Annotated in this window: 21 protein-coding genes; 12 read left to right on the top strand and 9 right to left on the bottom strand. The window is 53.2% G+C overall.

Annotation, left to right across the window (positions count from 1 at the left end):
* Positions 1-302: 302 nt before the first annotated feature.
* Positions 303-4,106 carry a vitamin B12-dependent ribonucleotide reductase gene (locus ACFPLB_RS10355; protein ID WP_378229305.1) on the bottom strand — a complete coding sequence of 1,268 codons (3,804 nt, stop codon included), beginning with the start codon at positions 4,104-4,106 and terminating at the stop codon, positions 303-305.
* Between the two features lie 775 nt (positions 4,107-4,881).
* Between ACFPLB_RS10355 and cysE the strand changes: the two genes are divergently transcribed.
* The 3 genes from cysE (at position 4,882) to ACFPLB_RS10340 (ending at position 6,639) form a co-directional block, all read left to right on the top strand.
* Complete coding sequence (gene cysE, locus ACFPLB_RS10350) at positions 4,882-5,727, top strand: serine O-acetyltransferase (RefSeq protein WP_378229303.1); 846 nt, start codon at positions 4,882-4,884, stop codon at positions 5,725-5,727.
* A 122-nt stretch (positions 5,728-5,849) separates the two neighbouring features.
* Entirely contained in the window at positions 5,850-6,053 is a 204-nt protein-coding gene (locus tag ACFPLB_RS10345; protein WP_378229301.1) for a DUF3126 family protein, read from the top strand.
* Between the two features lie 52 nt (positions 6,054-6,105).
* Positions 6,106-6,639, top strand: a complete 534-nt coding sequence (locus tag ACFPLB_RS10340; RefSeq protein WP_378229299.1) for a gamma carbonic anhydrase family protein — start codon at positions 6,106-6,108, stop codon at positions 6,637-6,639.
* 113 nt (positions 6,640-6,752) lie between these two features.
* Here ACFPLB_RS10340 and ACFPLB_RS10335 read toward each other — a convergent pair whose 3' ends face one another.
* From ACFPLB_RS10335 to ACFPLB_RS10325, 3 genes are all read right to left on the bottom strand, one after another.
* Positions 6,753-7,358, bottom strand: a complete 606-nt coding sequence (locus tag ACFPLB_RS10335) for a transglutaminase-like cysteine peptidase (RefSeq protein WP_378229297.1) — start codon at positions 7,356-7,358, stop codon at positions 6,753-6,755.
* Positions 7,359-7,598: 240 nt separating this feature from the next.
* Positions 7,599-8,207, bottom strand: a complete 609-nt coding sequence (locus ACFPLB_RS10330; protein WP_378229295.1) for a PilZ domain-containing protein — start codon at positions 8,205-8,207, stop codon at positions 7,599-7,601.
* Positions 8,208-8,382: 175 nt separating this feature from the next.
* Entirely contained in the window at positions 8,383-9,024 is a 642-nt protein-coding gene (locus ACFPLB_RS10325; RefSeq protein WP_378229293.1) for a PAS domain-containing protein, read from the bottom strand.
* A gap of 487 nt (positions 9,025-9,511) precedes the next feature.
* Between ACFPLB_RS10325 and ACFPLB_RS10320 the strand changes: the two genes are divergently transcribed.
* The 4 genes from ACFPLB_RS10320 (at position 9,512) to ACFPLB_RS10305 (ending at position 13,054) form a co-directional block, all read left to right on the top strand.
* Entirely contained in the window at positions 9,512-10,225 is a 714-nt protein-coding gene (locus tag ACFPLB_RS10320; protein WP_378229291.1) for a rhomboid family intramembrane serine protease, read from the top strand.
* Between the two features lie 82 nt (positions 10,226-10,307).
* On the top strand, positions 10,308-10,739 hold the full coding sequence (locus tag ACFPLB_RS10315) for a CBS domain-containing protein (RefSeq protein ID WP_378229289.1): 432 nt from the start codon (positions 10,308-10,310) through the stop codon (positions 10,737-10,739).
* Positions 10,740-11,072: 333 nt separating this feature from the next.
* Positions 11,073-12,572 carry an Asp-tRNA(Asn)/Glu-tRNA(Gln) amidotransferase subunit GatB gene (gene gatB / locus ACFPLB_RS10310; RefSeq protein ID WP_378229287.1) on the top strand — a complete coding sequence of 500 codons (1,500 nt, stop codon included), beginning with the start codon at positions 11,073-11,075 and terminating at the stop codon, positions 12,570-12,572.
* Positions 12,569-13,054: a GNAT family N-acetyltransferase gene (locus ACFPLB_RS10305; protein WP_378229285.1), complete on the top strand. Its 486-nt coding sequence runs from the start codon at positions 12,569-12,571 to the stop codon at positions 13,052-13,054. The genes gatB and ACFPLB_RS10305 overlap by 4 nt, the downstream gene beginning before the upstream one ends.
* 1 nt (position 13,055) lies before the next feature.
* On the opposite strand, the gene panC is transcribed toward ACFPLB_RS10305, so the two are convergent.
* Both panC and panB read right to left on the bottom strand, forming a co-directional pair.
* Entirely contained in the window at positions 13,056-13,910 is an 855-nt protein-coding gene (panC, locus tag ACFPLB_RS10300) for a pantoate--beta-alanine ligase (protein WP_378229283.1), read from the bottom strand.
* Between the two features lie 2 nt (positions 13,911-13,912).
* Positions 13,913-14,746 carry a 3-methyl-2-oxobutanoate hydroxymethyltransferase gene (panB, locus tag ACFPLB_RS10295; protein WP_378229281.1) on the bottom strand — a complete coding sequence of 278 codons (834 nt, stop codon included), beginning with the start codon at positions 14,744-14,746 and terminating at the stop codon, positions 13,913-13,915.
* 195 nt (positions 14,747-14,941) lie between these two features.
* Between panB and ACFPLB_RS10290 the strand changes: the two genes are divergently transcribed.
* Entirely contained in the window at positions 14,942-15,340 is a 399-nt protein-coding gene (locus ACFPLB_RS10290) for an NADH:ubiquinone oxidoreductase subunit NDUFA12 (RefSeq protein ID WP_378229279.1), read from the top strand.
* Positions 15,341-15,454: 114 nt separating this feature from the next.
* Positions 15,455-15,901: a DUF2155 domain-containing protein gene (locus ACFPLB_RS10285; protein WP_378229277.1), complete on the top strand. Its 447-nt coding sequence runs from the start codon at positions 15,455-15,457 to the stop codon at positions 15,899-15,901.
* Between the two features lie 71 nt (positions 15,902-15,972).
* Here the strand turns inward: ACFPLB_RS10285 and radC are convergent, their stop codons facing one another.
* Complete coding sequence (radC, locus tag ACFPLB_RS10280; protein ID WP_378229275.1) at positions 15,973-16,725, bottom strand: RadC family protein; 753 nt, start codon at positions 16,723-16,725, stop codon at positions 15,973-15,975.
* A gap of 47 nt (positions 16,726-16,772) precedes the next feature.
* On the bottom strand, positions 16,773-17,606 hold the full coding sequence (gene map, locus ACFPLB_RS10275; protein ID WP_378229274.1) for a type I methionyl aminopeptidase: 834 nt from the start codon (positions 17,604-17,606) through the stop codon (positions 16,773-16,775).
* 168 nt (positions 17,607-17,774) lie between these two features.
* On the opposite strand from map, the gene ACFPLB_RS10270 reads away from it, so the two are divergent.
* The 3 genes from ACFPLB_RS10270 (at position 17,775) to ACFPLB_RS10260 (ending at position 18,905) form a co-directional block, all read left to right on the top strand.
* Positions 17,775-18,086, top strand: coding sequence for a DUF982 domain-containing protein (locus ACFPLB_RS10270; protein WP_378229273.1), 312 nt, complete (start codon positions 17,775-17,777; stop codon positions 18,084-18,086).
* 105 nt (positions 18,087-18,191) lie between these two features.
* Entirely contained in the window at positions 18,192-18,554 is a 363-nt protein-coding gene (locus tag ACFPLB_RS10265; protein ID WP_378229272.1) for a BrnA antitoxin family protein, read from the top strand.
* A 96-nt stretch (positions 18,555-18,650) separates the two neighbouring features.
* Entirely contained in the window at positions 18,651-18,905 is a 255-nt protein-coding gene (locus ACFPLB_RS10260; protein ID WP_378229271.1) for a DUF6074 family protein, read from the top strand.
* A gap of 64 nt (positions 18,906-18,969) precedes the next feature.
* On the opposite strand, the gene ACFPLB_RS10255 is transcribed toward ACFPLB_RS10260, so the two are convergent.
* Complete coding sequence (locus tag ACFPLB_RS10255; RefSeq protein ID WP_378229270.1) at positions 18,970-19,170, bottom strand: hypothetical protein; 201 nt, start codon at positions 19,168-19,170, stop codon at positions 18,970-18,972.
* Positions 19,171-19,303: the final 133 nt, after the last annotated feature.

Below are 19,303 nucleotides of genomic sequence, written 5' to 3'. Positions count from 1 at the left end.
CAGGCGATTTCCGAAGATTGAGCCTAGGTATGTTCCGGTGGTGTCGACCGCGTCTTCGTCGCCCCACGGAAACCATCCCACCCATTTGCCGCTACTGTCGAACAGATATTTGTCACCGGATGACCGCCTAAATGCGATCCATTTACCACCCTTGTCGAAAAAATGCTGAACCATTCGCTGAGCCTCCGAAATTATCATGGGCTTTTTTTGGACTCACCCAACCCCCTCAGGCCGGATGAGCAATCTACCTTGGCGTTGAGCAAGATGCAGTGACACGCCAGGGGAACTTGAGCGCCAGCCGGTCATGAACAGCCGGATGTGCTTCCGCAAGTGTCGCATTTTTCGCAAGTTCCGTTGCGCACCATGGTGAAATTGTGGCACTCGGCACATTCATTGCCGGTGTAGCCTTGCATCAAAGACTGTTGACGGCGGGCCGCAGTCAGTTTTTTGGCATCTGCTGCTTCTTTGGCGGCAGCGTCCGTAAACAGAGGCTCAGCCACTGTTTCGGGAGCCGTTTCCACGACCTCGACTGCGCGCTCTTCATAATCGCGCTTGAAAGCCACCGCACCATCGCTGGCTACTGGTTCATTTTTAAGTGCCGTTGCGCCAGCCGTGATCGGGTGAATGTTCGATCCATAGGCTGTGGGGGTGGTGCGCTGCGGGGTTTGCTCCGGCTGGCTGACGGTCATGCCTTTCGGCTCACCGATATTGGTGACCAGCTTGACCGGGGAAGCACCTCGCACCAGACCCTTGGAGAAGGGCAGGGCCTTGCCTTCGGTAATTCCCTTGCCAAGCGAGGTGTTGGAAAAATCCGTATCGACATGGGCAAGATCATTGCGGTCAAGATAGGAAACGGCCAGTTCGCGGAACACATAGTCGATGATCGAGGTGGCGCTCTTGATGGCTTCATTGCCCTGCACCACGCCTGCCGGTTCAAATTTTACGAAGGTGAAGGCTTCGACATATTCTTCCAGCGGCACGCCATATTGCAGGCCAAGTGAAATGGCGATGGCGAAATTATTCATCATGGCGCGGAAGGCTGCCCCTTCCTTGTGCATGTCGATGAAAATTTCACCCAGCCGCCCATCATCGAACTCGCCGGTGCGTAGATAGACCTTGTGGCCGCCGACAACGGCTTTTTGGGTATAGCCTTTGCGGCGGTTGGGCAGTTTTTCACGGTCGCGTATGGTTTTTTCAACGATGCGCTCGATGATTTTTTCGGTGACTTCGACCGCACGTGCCGCAGCAGGGGCGGCAATCAGCGCCTCAACAGCATCTTCATCGTCTTCTTCCTCATCGGCAATCAGTGAGGCATTGAGCGGCTGCGAGAGTTTCGAGCCGTCGCGATAGAGCGCATTGGCCTTCAGCGCCAGTTTCCACGACAGCATATAGGCATTCTTGGCATCCTCGACCGTTGCCTCATTGGGCATGTTGATGGTCTTGGAAATGGCGCCTGAAATGAAGGGCTGTGCGGCCGCCATCATGCGGATATGGCTTTCCACCGACAGATAGCGCTTGCCGATCTTGCCGCAAGGATTGGCGCAATCAAACACGGCAAGATGCTCGTCCTTCAGGAAGGGCGCACCCTCCAGCGTCATGGCCCCGCAAATATGGATATTGGCGGCTTCGATTTCCTTTCTGGAAAAACCCAGTGCCGGCAGCATTTCAAAGGAAAAATCATTGAGCTGCTCGTCGGTGAAGCCAAAAGTTTCTTTCAGCCAGTCTGCACCCAGCGTCCACTGATTGAAGGCGAATTTAATGTCGAAGGCCGATTTCAGCGCGCCATTCAGCGCCTCGATCTTTTCGTCCGTAAAGCCTTTTGTTTTAAGCGTTGACGGATTGATGCCGGGCGCCTGATTGAAATTGCCATGGCCGACCGCATAAGCCTCGATTTCGGCAATCTGGCTCTCCGAATAACCCAGCGTGCGCAATGCTTCCGGCACGGCGCGGTTGATGATCTTGAAATAGCCGCCGCCAGCCAGCTTCTTGAATTTTACCAGCGCAAAATCAGGCTCAATGCCGGTGGTGTCGCAATCCATGACCAGACCAATGGTGCCGGTCGGGGCAATGACGGTTGCCTGCGCATTGCGATAGCCGTGCTTTTCACCCAGCTCAATGGCGCGGTCCCAGGCGGCGCGCGCATGCTCGACCAGTTCCTTTTGCCACACATGGTCTGCTTCAAGGGCGACCGGATCAACGGCCAGTTTCTCATAAGGACCGAGCTTTTTTGCCGAAGCCTCATCACGGACGCCATAAGCGGCGCGGCGATGGTTGCGCATGACGCGCAACATATTGTCGGCATTGCTTGAATACCCTTCAAAAGCACCCAGTTCACCAGCCATTTCGGCAGATGTGGCATAGGCAATGCCGGTCATCAGTGCTGTCAAAACACCGCCCAGTGCGCGACCCTCATCTGAATCGTAAGGAATGCCAGCCGTCATCAGCAGGCCGCCAATATTGGCATAGCCCAGGCCCAGCGTGCGGTATTTATAGGAAAGCTCGGCAATTTCACGCGATGGAAACTGCGCCATCATGACAGAGATTTCCAGCACCATGGTCCACAGCCGCACCGTGTGTTCATAGGCGGCAATGTCGATCGTGCCATCTGCATTGCGGTAGGGCAGCAGATTGATCGAGGCAAGGTTACAGGCCGTGTCGTCGAGGAACATATATTCCGAGCACGGGTTGGAAGCGCGAATCGGACCGGCTGCCGGGCAGGTGTGCCAGTCATTCATGGTGGTGTTGAAATGCAGGCCCGGATCGGCGGAAGCCCAGGCGGCATAGCCGATCTTTTCCCACAAGTCGCGGGCTTTCAGCGTTTTGGCCACTTTTCCGTCAATGCGGCGGATCAGGTTCCAGTCGCTGTCTTTCTCGACGGCGCGCAGAAAATCATCCTTGAGCGAGACGGAATTGTTTGAATTCTGACCGGAAACGGTGAGATAGGCTTCTGAATCCCAGTCGGTGTCATAGGTTTTGAACTCGATGGAGGTGTAGCCCTGCCGCGCAAACTGGATGACGCGCTGGACATAGTTTTCCGGCACGGCATTCTTCTTGGCTGCTCTGATTTCGCGCTTGAGCGCCGTGTTGATGGCCGGATCGAAGCAATCGTTTCCTTCGCCCTCGCAGTTGAGGCAGGCTTTCATGATGGCATCAAGATGCTTACGCACGATCTTTGAGCCAGTGACGAGAGCGGCAACCTTTTGCTCTTCCTTCACCTTCCAGTCGATGAAGGCTTCAACATCCGGATGGTCGGCATCAACAATCACCATCTTGGCGGCGCGGCGTGTGGTGCCGCCTGACTTGATCGCCCCGGCAGCACGGTCGCCGATCTTGAGGAAGCTCATCAGCCCTGAGGACTTGCCGCCGCCGGAAAGTGTTTCACCTTCACTGCGCAGATGAGAGAAATTGGAGCCGGTGCCAGAGCCATATTTGAACAGGCGCGCCTCGCGCACCCACAGATCCATGATGCCGCCTTCATTGACGAGATCATCGCCAACCGACTGGATGAAGCAGGCATGAGGCTGCGGATGCTCATAGGATGATTTGGAGCGGGTCAGTTTGCCGGTGAAGGGATCGACATAAAGATGGCCCTGGCCGGGGCCGTCAATGCCATAGGCCCAGTGCAGGCCGGTGTTGAACCATTGCGGCGAATTGGGGGCCACACGCTGGGTGGCCAGCATATAGGACAATTCGTCCTTGAAGGTGCGTGCATCTTCTTCCGTATCGAAATATTTGCCCTTCCAGCCCCAATAGGTCCAGGTGCCGGCCAGTCGGTTGAAAACCTGACGGGCATCGGTTTCTGAGCCGTAGCGCTCTTCTTCGGGAAGTTCGGCAAGGGCTTCCTTGTCGGCGACTGAACGCCACAGGAAGGAGGGAACGTCGTTTTCCTCGACCTTTTTTAAACGTGCGGGCACACCGGCCTTGCGGAAATATTTCTGGGCCAGAATATCGGCTGCAACTTGAGAAAACTGGGCCGGCACATCAATGTCATCGAGACGAAACACCACCGAGCCGTCAGGATTTTTGATTTCCGACAGCGCCTTGCGAAATTCAATCTCCGCATAAGGAGACTGACCCGCTTTGGTAAAGTGCCGTTCGATGCGCATCCCGTTTATTCCTTTGTCTGCATATAGTGTTTTTCGAGGAATTTTCCCAATTTAATTCCCGAAAAAGCATCCCGTCAGGTCAAGACATCAAAAAGGCAATTTCAGACTGCTTTTTTAACGCTGCCGACATCAAATTCCAATGGCGTCAGCACAGGCGCTGTCACCATTATTCATCACAAATCAAAAACGCTGTAATTTTTTACTCGAGGAGTGCATAACAATATATGGTAAAAATAATGATCGCAAACACTAAATATAGAGTTAACCAAGAAAAATTTTGGCGCTCCACCTTGTTTTTAAACGCAAAATAATCCACCCGCAGATTCTCATTTTTACAAAATCTGTGGGACGCGCATAATCGTTTTTAGAATGATGACCGTGCTCAGAACTCTCCGGCCGCGCCCGCACTGCGAGCACATGGCTGATAAAATGCGAGTCTATAGGGTCTCGTCAAGAGCTTGATTTGCAAGATTTGCAAACCCCTACATGTTGTGTGTCTGGTCATGTGGATATCGGGGAGAAGTGCCAACAGCCCTTGCATGCGGCCAATGGTGGCAGAGAAAGCATTTTTCCTGTCATCTGGCTTTTTTGGCAAGGCAGCCTCCTTGAAAAGGTGATACAGAAAATTGAATTCATCCCATGATGGAACTATTCTATAGCTGGGCGCGATATTGGCCTTGGCTTCATCCGGCCCGGCTTTATTGATTGAACCCGGCTTTGTTGGGCAGCTAAAAAGGCCTTTGGTTTAAACGCTGGAGGCGGTGGAGATATAGTTATGAACAGGCTTGTGCGCCCGAATGCGCCACAACCGGTCGATCCGATCTGGCGCTCTCTTCGCGATGAGGCGATGACTGCCGTCAATCGCGATCCTGTGCTGGCGGCATTTTTATATTCGACGATTCTCAATCAGGAAAGCCTTGAAGATGCGGTCATTCACCGACTGGCTGCACGGCTGGCGCATCAGGATGTTGGCGCCGATCTGATTCGTCAGGCCTTTGATGCCATGCGTGAGGATGACAAGGACTGGTCGACGATCGTGCGGGTCGATATTCAGGCCTATTATGACCGCGATCCGGCTTGCGAACGGTTTTTGGAGCCTGTTTTATATTTCAAGGGCTTTCATGCCATTCAAACACATCGCCTGGCGCATTGGCTGTGGAAGCGTGGCCGCAAGGATTTTGCCTTTTATCTGCAAAGTCGCTCCTCTTCGGTGTTTCAGACCGATATCAATCCCGGCGCCCGTATCGGGAAGGGGCTGTTTCTTGATCATGCGACCGGCCTTGTGGTTGGCCAGACTGCGGTGATCGACGATGATGTCTCAATCCTGCATAATGTGACCCTGGGGGGCACCGGCAAGGCTGGTGGCGATCGTCACCCCAAGATCAGACGCGGTGTATTGATCGGGGCCGGGGCCAAGATTCTTGGTAATATCGAAATTGGCCATTGTTCCAAGATTGCTGCGGGGTCGGTGGTGTTGTCGGCTGTTCCACACAACAAGACGGTGGCGGGGGTGCCTGCGCGTATTGTCGGCGAGACACGATGCGAAGACCAGCCTTCGCGCGAGATGGATCAGCTTTTGCCCTCGCAGGCGATGGATCACATTATCAGCTTTGATATTTGAGCGCAGAGTGGCGGATTTGGCTGGGTGCAACGGGGAGCCTTGCCTTTACAGCGTCATAAGCGCATGTAAAAAAGCCCTTTGAAAGAGCCAGTTCACCACCTGCTCATCAATGGAGATTATTCTTGAAACCTGACGAAATCCGTAAACTTGACGCCTATTTCAAGCGTGTTTTCCAGAGCCCTAATCTTGAGGTGAAGGCGCGTCCGCGCAAGGAAGATTCGGCCGAAGTCTATGTCGGCGATGAATTTCTCGGCCTTGTGTTCAAGGATGAGGAGGATGGCGATTATAATTTTTCAATGGCTATTCTGGATATTGACCTCGACTGAGGGGACAAAAGGCCAGGCAATGTCATTTTTTGCCGCCTGACCGGGAGACATTATGCCCACATATGCAATTGACGGCATTAAGCCGCATTTTGAAGACAGGCAGACCAATTGGGTTGCGCCGGATGCAATCGTCATCGGCAATGTCCTGGTTGGTCGCAATGTTGGCATCTGGTTTGGCGTTGTCATCCGTGGTGACAATGAGCGCATTGCCATTGGTGAGAATACCAATGTGCAGGAACATGCGATCATGCACACCGATCCTGATTTTCCGGTCACCATTGGCCGGGGCTGCACCATTGGCCATCGCGCGCTGCTGCATGGCTGCACGGTTGGCGATAACAGCCTGATCGGCATGGGCGCCATCGTGCTCAATGGCGCAAGAATCGGTAAAAACTCGCTGGTCGGGGCAGGGGCGCTGGTCACGGAAGGCAAGGAATTTCCCGACAATTCGCTGATTGTCGGCTCGCCTGCCAAGGTCGTGCGAACGCTGGATGAGGCCGCAATTGAAACCTTGCGGCAATCGGCTGCCCATTATGTTGAAAACGGCAAGCGTTTCAGCGCCGGATTACAGCCTGTTACAGACTGAGGCAAAACTGTCTTAAAGCGTGTCGTGATCTTTCGGATTCACGGGCTTGCTTTAAGCTTTTGTTTTTACGCATGTCTTTATCCCGAAACTGGTTCCAGTTCGGGAGACAGGCTTTAGCGAACACTGGCCACCGCATCAGCGCGGCCATCATCGATGGAAATCCAGACACCGGAATGTTGTGTGGATTGGCGTTTGAGATAGGTGTGGCGGGTTTTTGACCAGATCAACACCTCATCTTCCAGATTATCGAGAATGAAATCTCCCGCACTGGTGTGCACAGTCAAAACCGCATGGCCTTCGCCATTGGGCTGGCGCACAACGGTGATGAGCAGATTGCCGGCAGGAATACCGGCCTTCATGAGCCGACGGCGCTTTTCCAGCACATAGTCCTCACAATCGCCCATACCCTTGATCGGGTAGGACCAGACTTCCTCGCGGCCCCAGATTTCCATATCGGTGGCGGGAATAACACTGGTGTTGACGTCGTGATTGATTGTCGAAATGGTGGCCCAGAGCTTTTGTGTCAGCTCAATAGGCGCTTTTTTCGGCGTCTTTTGACGGCATTCTGCGGGAATTTTCTGACAAAACTCATAATGGCCGATTGGCTGTGTCGTGCGGCTGCCGCTTGACATGAAGTGATTGCCGGCATGGGCTGTCCCAAGCCAGGCCAGCAGCAGCGTCAAACTCGTCACAAACAAAGTGCCCCGGTTGAAAGCCATTATGATGTCTCTCCGTTTGAGGAGACAATGACAGGCCGGGATTTATTTGACGCAAAATATAGCCAGCGATTTTGTCTAAAATAAAATTAAAATTTTAATTTTATTTCCTGAACTGTACGAACCAGCTTCAGGATAAAGACGTACCCAAAAAACGTAACCATCTGGCTGCAAAATGCTCTAAGCTTTTGTTTAGTCGCATGATCTTATCTGAAAAACCTGCAACTTTTCTAAGATCATGCTTTAGCTATTAAACTCCGCATCAAGCGCTTCCGGGCGCTGGATGTCTGAGAATTCGATAGCAACGCCTTCTTCAAAGTGACGCACGATCTCGCCGCGCATGGTGCCAAGTGACACCTGAACGCCAAGAGCTGGTTTTACCTGTATTTCGATGGCGGCGCCAGACAAGGACAGGTCGATGATGCGGCATGGGTATTGGCGCCCGTCTGTGAGATGCAGCACGCTGGCCGGATTGTGGGGAACCGTGCGCTCATGGCGGCGCTCCTCTGTCAGGCCAAGTTCATGGCGGTTGACAAGCCATGTCAGTTGGGAGGCAAGTTTTGCACGCTTGCGCTTGGAGGCCAGAATTTTCATGGCAAAGCCATTTTGAAAGATGCGTTCGACAACTCCTTCAATACGGCCGATATGATCGATATAGGCGATGACTTTTTCACCTGGCTTGCCGTTGCGCTCGGCGCGCAAAGCAATATTTTCAGACGACATTTCAAGGACCTGGCAGGAATATTCAGACCTGTCTTCAAGCATGAAACGGCCATAAATCTTGATCTGCACGCTCTGAAAGCTGCGCTTTTTGCTCTGCGGCGGCGTTTGCAGGTTTATTTCAGAGTTCATAATCTCCTGCATCCTGTTTGTCACGCTCCGCTCCGAGTGCGGACAGATTCTTGATGTCGATTCTCATGAAGACCTTAACAAGCGATAAATAGCCTGTTTATGGCCCAGGCAATGAGATGAAACTGCCTTCACGTGGCCATTATGGCACATTGTGTTTTATATAACATATCGTGTTTTAATTATCATCGCGCCCGCCATCCAGCACCAGAAGATGCCGGATTCGGCGTGCCTTGCCGTAGCCTGCAAGCCCGCTTGCTGCATCGAGAGCATCAGGGACGAGTGCGGGAGGCTCAATTGCCGGACGTTTGCGGGTTTCTGTCTTGTGAACTTGAGGGTCTATAATCTTTATATCGTTGATAATTGCATCAACAATTGGCTCGGCGCCCAGCCAGAATGGCTTATGTGCTGATGTGACAATGCCAAGACAGCGCTGGTTTTGTGCTTCACTGATCAGCGGCAGGGCAAGAAGTTCAAAGGCAAGTTTGCGACCCGTCCGGCTTAAGGCCCGATAGGAAACAAACATGGCCTTGTGATCGTCGAACACGCTTTGTGTGTGCTCACCAACAAGGTGCCGATCCTGTTTGCGCCACAGCAGGGAAAAGCCAAAACCTTTCAATTCACGACCATAGGTGGTGCACAGCCTTGTGCCCGCCAGACGAAAGACAGCTTCGCTGCGCAAATCCTTTTCAAGAATAAACGTGTCAGCCAGCAGTTTTTTGATATCCGCAGGCTCGATTTCCGTACGCCGTGGCGCAGACCGCCCGTTGCGCAACTGATTCCAATAGTGAAACAGTGCGATGGAACCTGCGAGTTTCATATTCATTCTGCCCTGTGCAATCTGAAGCCTGATTGTCCCGACAATGAACAGGAGGACTTTTTTGATTTTGATGTCCTACATGCGATGTGAAACATGAAACGTGCCAGCTTTGCAGCCGTTTGTTCACGGCTTCAGGCTGTTAAGGTTAACAAGGGCTTTAGATTGTGCGGGAGCATTTGTTGTGCGACGCTGAAATCACTTTGGAAAATGATTTGCCCGGTAGCTGGCAGTCCTCCAGTCAAAGTCCAGGGAGCCACAGGCTCGGTTGGCCGTTTTGGAAAAAATCCGAAACGGCCTCTTTTTTGATTCGGCTCGCGCGTCTTGCCTCAGGTCTTTATTTAAGCCGCATTTAGAGTGCCGTGATCTTTCAGATTCACGAGCTTGCTTTAAATCTCTGTTTCTACGTATGTCTTTATTCCGAAACTGGTTCTCAAGTCTCGGGAGACAGGCTTTAACAGGACCACCCTTGAGGAACGCAACTGACAACATGACAAATCCAGATAAAGAATATCAGAACCGTGTGCGTTCCGAGCCGGTTTTCAATCTCCCCGGTGTGGTGGTTGTGTTGCTGGTGCTGTGCATTGGCATCCATGTGGTGCGCATTTATCTTTTGTCATCACAACAGGATTATGAGGTGATTTTGCGCGCGGCGTTCGTGCCCATTTTCTATTCGGGCCAATATGGGCTGGATATATATAGCTTCACCAGCCCCTTCACCTATACGCTGCTGCATGGCAGCTTCGTTCATCTGGCTGTGAACATGGTGTGGATGGCAGCCTTTGGAGCGCCGCTTGCCAACCGGCTTGGCCCGTTGCGCTTTATTTTATTTTTTGCCGTGACCGGTCTGGCTGCGGCTTTTTTCTTCTATGGGCTTCATCCATTGGGCCAAAATCCGCTGATTGGCGCGTCCGGTTCCATTGCGGGGATGATGGGGGCGGCTGCCCGGTTTGCCTTTCGTATAGATCATTCAACAGGAAAGGGGGCATTTGCCGGTCAGCCCCTGCCGATGCGTGACATCATCCGTTCGCGCAGTGTCGTTACCTTCCTTGCCATATGGATGGTGATCAATCTGGTAACGGGGCTTGTCGGCATTGTTCCCGGCGAAGAATCCCAGATTGCATGGGAAGCGCATATTGGCGGTTTTCTGGCTGGTTTCTTTGGTTTGAGGCTGTTTGAGGTTGGTCTGTCACGCCGCGCTTGAAAAGCTGAACCCGAGAGCGCACCATGGGGCGATAAAACGGTGTTCCGGGAGGGGGCTGCCCGGATACAGAGGAGGAGACAAGATGACGGTTAAGGCTATTCTTGCGCAAAAGGGCCATGATGTTTTTACAATCGGTCCTGACGAGAAACTTGATGAGGCCGTGCGCATACTTGCAGGTCATCGGGTGGGGGCATTGGTCGTGACCAATGCAGACAAGGCTGTTGTCGGCATTGTTTCAGAGCGTGATGTGGTGCGCGTGCTGGCCAAACAGGGGGCCGCAGCCTTTCAGATGCCGGTGCGCAAGATGATGACCTCAAAAGTCAAAAGCTGCCATGAGAGCCACACGGTCAACGAGATCATGGAAATCATGACCGCCGGGCGCTTCCGCCATATTCCGGTAGAAAAGGATGGCAGGTTGCATGGCATCATCTCGATTGGTGATGTGGTCAAACGCCGGATCGAGGATGCCGAGCGAGAGGCAGAGGATATCAAGGCCTATATTGCAACTGCATAAAGGGCTTGAAAGGCGGCGGTTCATAGAGGGAACCCTTGCCTCAGGGCCTGCTTTGCACTAGAGCATTTCGTTGCCGGATGAAAATATCAGGCGTCGTATAAATGCGACTAAAATAAGAGCTTAAAGCCTGTCTCCCGAACTGGGAACCAGTTTCGGGGTAAAGACATGCGTAATAACAATAACTTAAAGCGTGTCGTGAATCTGAAAGAAAAGCGATACGCTTCAGATCATTTCATGGTTTTATGAAATGATCTGGCAAGGCCATCAAAATAAAAGTGTGCTTATGTGCAGGCTTCTTGTTTTTGATGACGGGCAGATTTTTTGCAGGCGCGCATGACCCTTATAGATACCCGCACCCCCGACCCCAAACGCTTGATTCCCGGTGCGACCGGCGATTGGGAAGTGGTCATCGGCATGGAGGTCCATGCTCAGGTAACATCGCAATCGAAGCTGTTTTCAGGGGCTTCGACAGCCTTTGGCGCGCCGCCCAATGCCAATGTGTCGCTGGTTGATGCGGCCATGCCCGGCATGTTGCCTGTTATCAATGAGGAATGCGTCAGGCAGGCGGTCCGCACCGGTCTTGGCCTGAAGGCGCAGATCAATTTGAAGTCGGTTTTTGACCGCAAGAATTATTTTTATCCCGATCTGCCGCAAGGGTATCAGATTTCCCAGTTCAAGCAGCCCATCGTCGGTGAGGGGCAGATTGTTATTTCGGTTGGCCCTGACCGCAAGGGCGCGTTTGAGGATATCGAAATCGGCATTGAGCGCCTGCATCTGGAACAGGACGCCGGCAAGTCGATCCATGACCAGCATCCAACCATGTCTTATGTCGATCTCAACCGGTCGGGCATGGCACTGATGGAGATTGTGTCGAAGCCCGATATGCGCTCGTCTGATGAGGCCAAAGCCTATCTGACCAAGTTGCGCACCATTTTGCGTTATCTGGGCACATGCGATGGCAATATGGATGAAGGCTCCATGCGCGCCGATGTGAACGTATCGGTGCGCCGCCCCGGTGAGGGTTTTGGCACGCGCTGTGAAATCAAGAATGTCAACTCGATCCGTTTTGTCGGGCAGGCTATTGAATATGAGGCGCGTCGCCAGATCGCAGTTCTGGAAGATGGCGGCTCCATTGATCAGGAAACCCGTCTGTTTGATGCGGGCAAGGGCGAAACACGCTCCATGCGCTCCAAGGAAGAAGCGCATGATTACCGCTATTTTCCCGACCCGGATCTGCTGCCGCTGGAATTCGATCAGGCCTATGTCGATGCGCTGGCGGCTGATCTGGCTGAACTGCCTGATGACAAGAAGGCCCGTTTTATCTCACAAATGGGGCTGTCTGCTTATGATGCCTCCATTCTGGTGTCGGAAAAGGCGATTGCCGATTATTTTGAGCAGGTAACAGCTGGCCGTGACGGCAAGCTGGCGGCAAACTGGGTGATCAATGATCTGCTGGGCGCCTTGAACAAGGCGGGCAAAGATATTGAAAATACTCCTGTTTTGCCTGGTCAACTGGGGGCCATTCTTGATCTGATCAAGGAAGGCGTCATTTCCGGAAAGATTGCCAAGGACCTGTTTGAAATCGTCTGGACTGAAGGTGGGAACCCGCGCGAAATCGTCGAACAGCGCGGCATGAAGCAGGTGACCGACACCGGCGCCATCGAAAAAGCGGTGGATGATGTGATCGCCGCCAATCCCGACAAGGTTGAGCAGGCCCAAGCCAAGCCGACACTGGCAGGCTGGTTTGTCGGGCAGGTCATGAAGGCAACCGGCGGCAAGGCCAATCCGCAGGCCGTCAATGATCTGGTCAAGGCGCGTCTGGGCATCGAATGATGTTTGTCCGCACGGCCGGTGAGCAGGATCTTGAGGCAATCAAGGCCCTGCTTTCCAAGGCGTGGCATGCAGCTTATGACGGGATTTACAGTGCGCAGCAGGTGGATGAAATCACCGGGCAATGGCATTCGATTGCTGCATTGCGGGCGCAGTTAACGCAGCCGCATTCAGAATTTCTGGTTGCCGATGATGGCAAGCTGCTGGGTGGTGTCGCTTTTGCCGTTGCGGTTGATGATGGCAGACTGGTGTGGCTGCGCCAGCTTTATGTTCTGCCCGATCAGCAAAACAAGGGTATCGGCACCCTGTTGCTTGACGAATTGTGCCAGTGCTTTCCGCAAGCCCGGACAATCAGGCTGGAGCTGGAAAGAGAAAATGTGGCAGCACTTGAGTTTTATCGGGCGCGCGGGTTTTTGCTTATGGATAACCAGCTAAAGACCATGGCGGATGATCTTGCCATGGTGATGATGGAAAAACCCCTTTAACTTATGTTTGCGCGGCAATCTCGACATTGTCGATCAGGCGGGTGTTTTTCAACCAGACAGCAGCCAGCAGCCGTCCAGGCTTGTCAGCCTGCCATGGTGCAAGTGCGGTGCTTTCGCGGGCTGCAACATAGTCTATCTTGGTAAAACCCGCCTCAACCAGCGCCTGACTGGCTCTGGCTGTTTCCAGATCGGGGGTAACGCCATGGGAAATGGCGGATGCGGATTCACGCAGGATCAGGTTCAGGCGGCGGGCAATATCAAGCTGGTCGGCATCAAGATAGGCATTGCGTGAGGACAGGGCCAGCCCATGCTCGTCACGAATGGTGGGGGAACCAATAATTTTGACAGGCAGATCAAGGTCGCGGCACATTTGCCGGATCACGCAAAGCTGCTGATAGTCTTTTTCACCAAAAATCGCATAATTGGGTGTGGCTTGTATAAACAGCTTGGCAACAATGGTTGCCACACCTTCAAAGAAAGTCGGGCGAAAATCACTTTCCAGTCCGATTGCCGGACCGCCAACAACCACTTTGGTTGCAAAATTTTCGCCATAGATCTCTTGTGTGGCCGGAGTGAAGGCAAGGTCTGCGCCCAGACTGACAAGCTGCTCAAGATCGCGTTCAAGCTGGCGCGGATATGTGTTGAGATCTTCGTTGGGCGCAAATTGCGCAGGGTTGACGAAGATAGAGACGATGCAACGATCGGCGCGCAATTTTGCCTCGCGTATGAGCGAAAAATGGCCTTCATGCAGCGCGCCCATGGTTGGCACCATGGCAATGCTTTGGCTTGCCTGCCGCCAGATTTTTACCTGTGTGCGCAAATCAGCAATCGTGGAGGAAAGATGAAGGGCGCTCATGGTCAGTTTTTTGGCGTTGGCTTGTGGAATACATGTTCGGCAGCGGGGAAGGTGCGGGCGCGCACTTCTGCAGCATAGCTCATTGCGGCCTTGGCGACTTCATTGCGCAAATCGGCATATTCCTTGACGAATTTCGGCACCCGGTCAACGGTCAGCCCTATGGCGTCATCAATGACAAGAACCTGGCCGTCACAGGCCACACTTGCGCCAATGCCGATGGTGGGGATGGCAAGAATGCGGGTGATTTCAGCTGCAACCGGCTCTATCGTGCCCTCGATCACCACGGAAAATGCCCCGGCGCTTTCAACGGCACGGGCGTCTTCGAGAAGGCTTGCAGCACTTTCACTGCTCTTGCCCTTGATCTTATAGCCGCCCTCTTTTTCCACTGATTGTGGCTGAAGGCCGATATGGCCCATGACCGGGATGCCGGCAGCGACAATGGCTGCAATATGGCTTTTTATACCGGCGCCACCTTCCAGCTTTACCGCATGGCACCCGGTCTCGGCAAAAATCCGTCTTGCGGAGGCCAGCGCCTGTTCCGCCGAGGTTTCATAGCTGCCTGCGGGCAGATCGACCACCACACAGGCATTGCGCGCGCCGCGCATGACGGCCTGCCCATGCAGGATCATCATCTCCATTGTGGCGCCCAGCGTGTTTTCATGGCCATGTAGAACCATGGCCACGCTGTCACCGACAAGGATGAGATCAACATGCGGGTCGAGCAAGCGTGCAATCGGGTAGGTATAGGCAGTCAGGCAGGCAATTGGCTCCCCTCCCTTGCGGGCGCGGATGGCTTGCGTTCTGGTGTGTGATTGCGCAGACAAGGCAGGCGCCATGATTCTCCTCCGGTATTTTGCCGCATGGCCCCGATGGGTTGCGAGCATTAGAAAGCTGAAGACGGCTTGGCAAGGTGCATTTGCCTTATTATGCCTTAAGAGAGCAAAATGCTTGTCATTGCCATATGGCGCAGTCATAAGAAGGTGGCAGGCGATTTTACCCGGTAAGGCCCGGTAAAGCCCGACGAGGATTGGATGAAGACGTTTCTATTGCAACTTTTCACCTGGTGGAATGGTCAGAACCTGAATACCCGTTTCCATACCTGGCGTCATGGCAAGCGAGTTGGCGAGGACCAGTTCGGCAATGTTTATTATGAAGGCGGGATTGACTCTGAAGGTCGTACGCGCCGCTGGGTGATTTTTAACGGCTATTCGGAAGCCTCTTCTATTCCTCCGGGCTGGAATGGCTGGATACATCATCGTGTGGATGTGGCGCCGGTCAATGAGGATTACAAGCCGCATGCCTGGGAAACATCATACCAGCAGAACCTGACCGGCACGCCTGCTGCCTATCGTCCCAAGGGATCTCTTCTTGGCGCAGGCAACCGCCCGCAGGTCACGGGTGATTATGATGCCTGGACACCCGGTTCCTGAGGCAAGCCACAGGGCAGGGCATTTCTTGCCACATTTTGTGGGTAGTCTGGCTTTCCTGTCTGCAACGCCTGTCAGCTATCCCTATCAATACAGGCCCAAAACTCGGTATTTTGTATGAAGGTCATGGGCCGTATCTCGTTTAAGGTGGCAGTGCTATTCACCATTCTGGGTGTTGCCTGTGGTCTTTCTTTTGCGCAGGAGCAAGGCGCTGCCGAGCGCGTCAGCAATGCCGTGGCGGAATTTGCCGGTCTCGACAAGATCACCGGCCGTATCATCTCTTTTGATGTCTATATCGACGAGACGGTGCAGTTTGGCGCGTTGCAGGTGACGCCGCGGGTTTGCTATTCGCGACCGGATGCGGAAGCGCCCAAGACCGATTCCTTTGTGGAGGTTGATGAAATCACATTGGATCGCAAGATCAGGCGCATTTTCACCGGCTGGATGTTTGCGGAAAGCCCCGGCCTGAATGCTGTTGAGCATGCGGTTTATGATGTGTGGCTGAAAAGTTGCAAGCAGGAATCGGATGTGCCTGCCCCGGATCAGGCCGCCAGCAGCAGCTAGAACATTTTTCAGTCAAACGGAATCGTCTGACGTCGTAATAATGCGGCTAAAACAAGAGCTTAGAACATTTATCAGATCAGTAGCAGGCCTTTCATCGACACATAGCGTTTTTTACCGATGATCAGATGATCATGGACGACAATGCCGAGCCGTTTGCCTGTCTCGATGATTTCCTTCGTCATCTCGATATCGGCCTGTGAAGGGGTCGGATCGCCGGACGGGTGGTTGTGGGCAAGAACAATGGCCGTTGCCGAGAGTTCCAGGGCACGCCTGATGACCTCGCGTGGATAAACCGGCGTATGATCCACCGTGCCGGTCTGTTGCACCTCGTCGGCGATCAGCCCGTTTTTCTTGTCGAGAAACAGGATGCGGAACTGCTCACGCTCCTCAAAGGCCATGGCTGCCTGACAATAATCGAGCAATTGCGGCCATGAGGCCAGAATTTCGCGGTCCTTGATCTGGCCATGCATCATGCGCTGGGTGGCTGCCGCAATAACTTTAAGATCAAGCGCAACAGCCGGTCCAATTCCCTTGACCTCCTGCAACAGATGGGCAGGAGCACCCAGCACCTCGGCCAATGTTCCAAAACGGGCCAATAATGCCTTGGCTACGGGTTTGGTATCGGAACGGGGAATGAGGCGGAACAGCAGAAGCTCAAGCAATTCATAATCGGGCAGGGCGGAAGGGCCTGACGCTGTAAAACGCTCGCGCAGGCGCTCACGATGGCCCAGATAATGCGGCTTTTCCCGTGTCTTTCCGGGTGTGCCTTTAAGGGAAACAGTCTGCTCTTCCAGAACGCGCCTGTCACTGCTCTTTTTACTCATGCCCCTCCTTCATGTCGCACACTGAAATGGCGCAGTGTTTTTTTATACTATAAGCTGTCTTTCAAACCGGGGCGGTCGAGACCTTTTGGTGAAAGCGTAAAAATCTCGCAACCGGTTTCGGTGACACCAACCGTATGCTCATATTGGGCGGTCAGCGAGCGGTCACGTGTGACTGCCGTCCAGCCATCTGACAGCACTTTGACATGTGGCCGCCCCAGATTGATCATCGGCTCAATCGTGAAAATCATGCCGGGGCGCATTTCAACACCGTCTTTCACGCTCCCGTAATGCAGAATGTTGGGCGCATCATGGAACAGGCGCCCAACGCCGTGACCGCAAAAGTCACGAACGACCGAACAGCGTTCGCCTTCGGCATAGCTTTGGATGGTGGCGCCAATTGCACCGGTGCGCTCACCGGGTTTTACCGCAGCAATACCGCGCAGCAGGCATTCATAAGTGACTTCCATGAGCCGTTCTGCGGCGCGTTTGATCTGGCCCACCGGATACATGCGACTGGCATCCCCGTGCCAGCCGTCGAGGATATAAGTCACATCGATATTGACGATGTCGCCTTCACGCAGCGGCTTGTTGTCTGGAATGCCGTGGCAGACAACATGATTGATGGAGGTGCAGGTCGATTTGGTGTAGCCGCGATAATTGAGTGTCGCAGGCAGCGCACCATGGTCCATACCGAACTCGAACACGAAACGGTCAATGGCATTGGTTGTCAGGCCGGGGCGCACCATATCGGCCAGTTCGTCCAGACAGCGTGCTGTCAGATTGCAGGCCTTGCGCATGCCTGCAAAGGCATCCTCATCATAAAGGCGAATCTGACCCGTATTGCGCAATGGTGCAGTCTGTGCGTCGAGATAGGTTGTCATGGGCGTTCTGGCTCAAAAACTTGGAATTATTCTGCCTTTCATGTGGCACTGATTGGCTGTTGCTTCAAGCCATGCGCCGTCAAATGACCCGGTGGGGAGGCCGGGTGAGGGAACCTTGTGTGACTGTTTCGCATTGGAAACCATATTTTGTTCCATGTGGAGGCTGTAATGGACAGGCTGCAATTTATCGTACCGGTCCGCATCCGGATAGGGCCCGAGGTCCCGATTGAAGAAATATACAGTGTTGAACAGGCATTTGACTTTCTTCAGAACTGGCCCGTTGGCCGGGAGGGACCGCTTTTTCAGGCGGCAATGAATGCCTGTTTGAGTGCCAGTGTTGATCTTGTTTCTACCGAGGAAGCGTTTCGTGCCTTCAACTTGTTTTGTCGTGTCAGCGGGCTGCTCGCAAGCGATATGCGTGTGTTGGCAAAGGATGAAAACAAGGCTGAATTTAAGCCGGAACATACGGTTTCAAAATAGGCACCGGCTTTTTGTTTTCTGATAGAGTTCTTATAAAAATTTAATTAAAACAACAGCTTATTTAAATACAATCTCGCTATTCATAATTATTTTCTCAATTAAAAAATGAAGCTGACCGGCTGTGGGGGCACGTACCGGAATAGCGAGATGTCGATTCACGAAAAACGATTCAGCATGGTTCTTGATCCAACCAATCTATGGACTGTTTGGGACAATCAGGAGGAAATACCGGCAATGTTTGGTGACCGGGTTTTGTGTTCTCTTTCGGAAAATGAGGCGCATTCGGCTTCTGATGTTTTAAATGCTATTGATGACCGCCGCCGCTGGCTTCGCCCGGTGCCTGCGCCGCAGGATGTGTCGTTGCCTATGGAAACTGTGCTGGAAGCGGAGGTGATTGCCAAATTCAAGGCAACGGGGCCGGGCTGGCAGTCGCGTATCAATGATCTGTTGCGGGCGGTAAAGCTGTAGAGCATTTGGTGCGTCTGGAAATCAGCCATATATTTATGGCGAACAGAATGCTGTGCGTTCACCAAGTGTAAACTATGATTGCCCAAGCATAGTCACATGGCTGATCTGATTCCTTTCCCCCTTCATTCGCGCACGCGCCTCATCCGTTCCCTTGTGGACGATCTCAAGGTGGTGCACGGTCCTGCAGCAAATATATTCTGGCGTGAGCGCATTGCCGGTATCGTGGCCGATATGCGGCGTGCAGGACTGGCTGATGAGGCGATCCGGGACGAAATTCTTGGCCTTCAGGATGCAGTCCAGACAGAATTGCGAGGCAGTTATCTGCGTCAGCAGCGTGATGTCACAGCCTGATCAGACAGGCTTTAGCCGCATTTGTGCTTGCGCCAGATGATTCTGTCTGTACTCACAAAATGCTTTAACGGTGGATGGAGCCTGTCATGAACAGGTCGATGCCTTGCGGCGAGATAGTCTGCGGCTGGCGGCCTGAAAGAATGGCCAGCGCAAGCAACCCGACAAAAGCAGGTGCAAAAAGCACACCGATGCGTGCAAGACAGGTCAAGGTCTCCCAACCGCGCCTATCGGGGCGTGCATCCGGTTTTTTGTCATTTTGGCTCATGCTCTTTGATATGAAGCCTAAGAGTCAAATTTGAGTTAAAGTGCCGGATGCGCCCCAACGGATAAAATGCTTTAGGGTCGAAACCCAATCAGAGTATTGCGTAAATTTTTGAAATCAGATTCTGTGCATGTAC

Source organism: Aquamicrobium segne (assembly GCF_042656785.1).
Taxonomy (GTDB): Bacteria; Pseudomonadota; Alphaproteobacteria; order Rhizobiales; family Rhizobiaceae; genus Mesorhizobium; species Mesorhizobium segne.
Note: the sequence above shows the minus strand (reverse complement) of the source record. Positions and strands in the feature narration are given on the sequence as shown.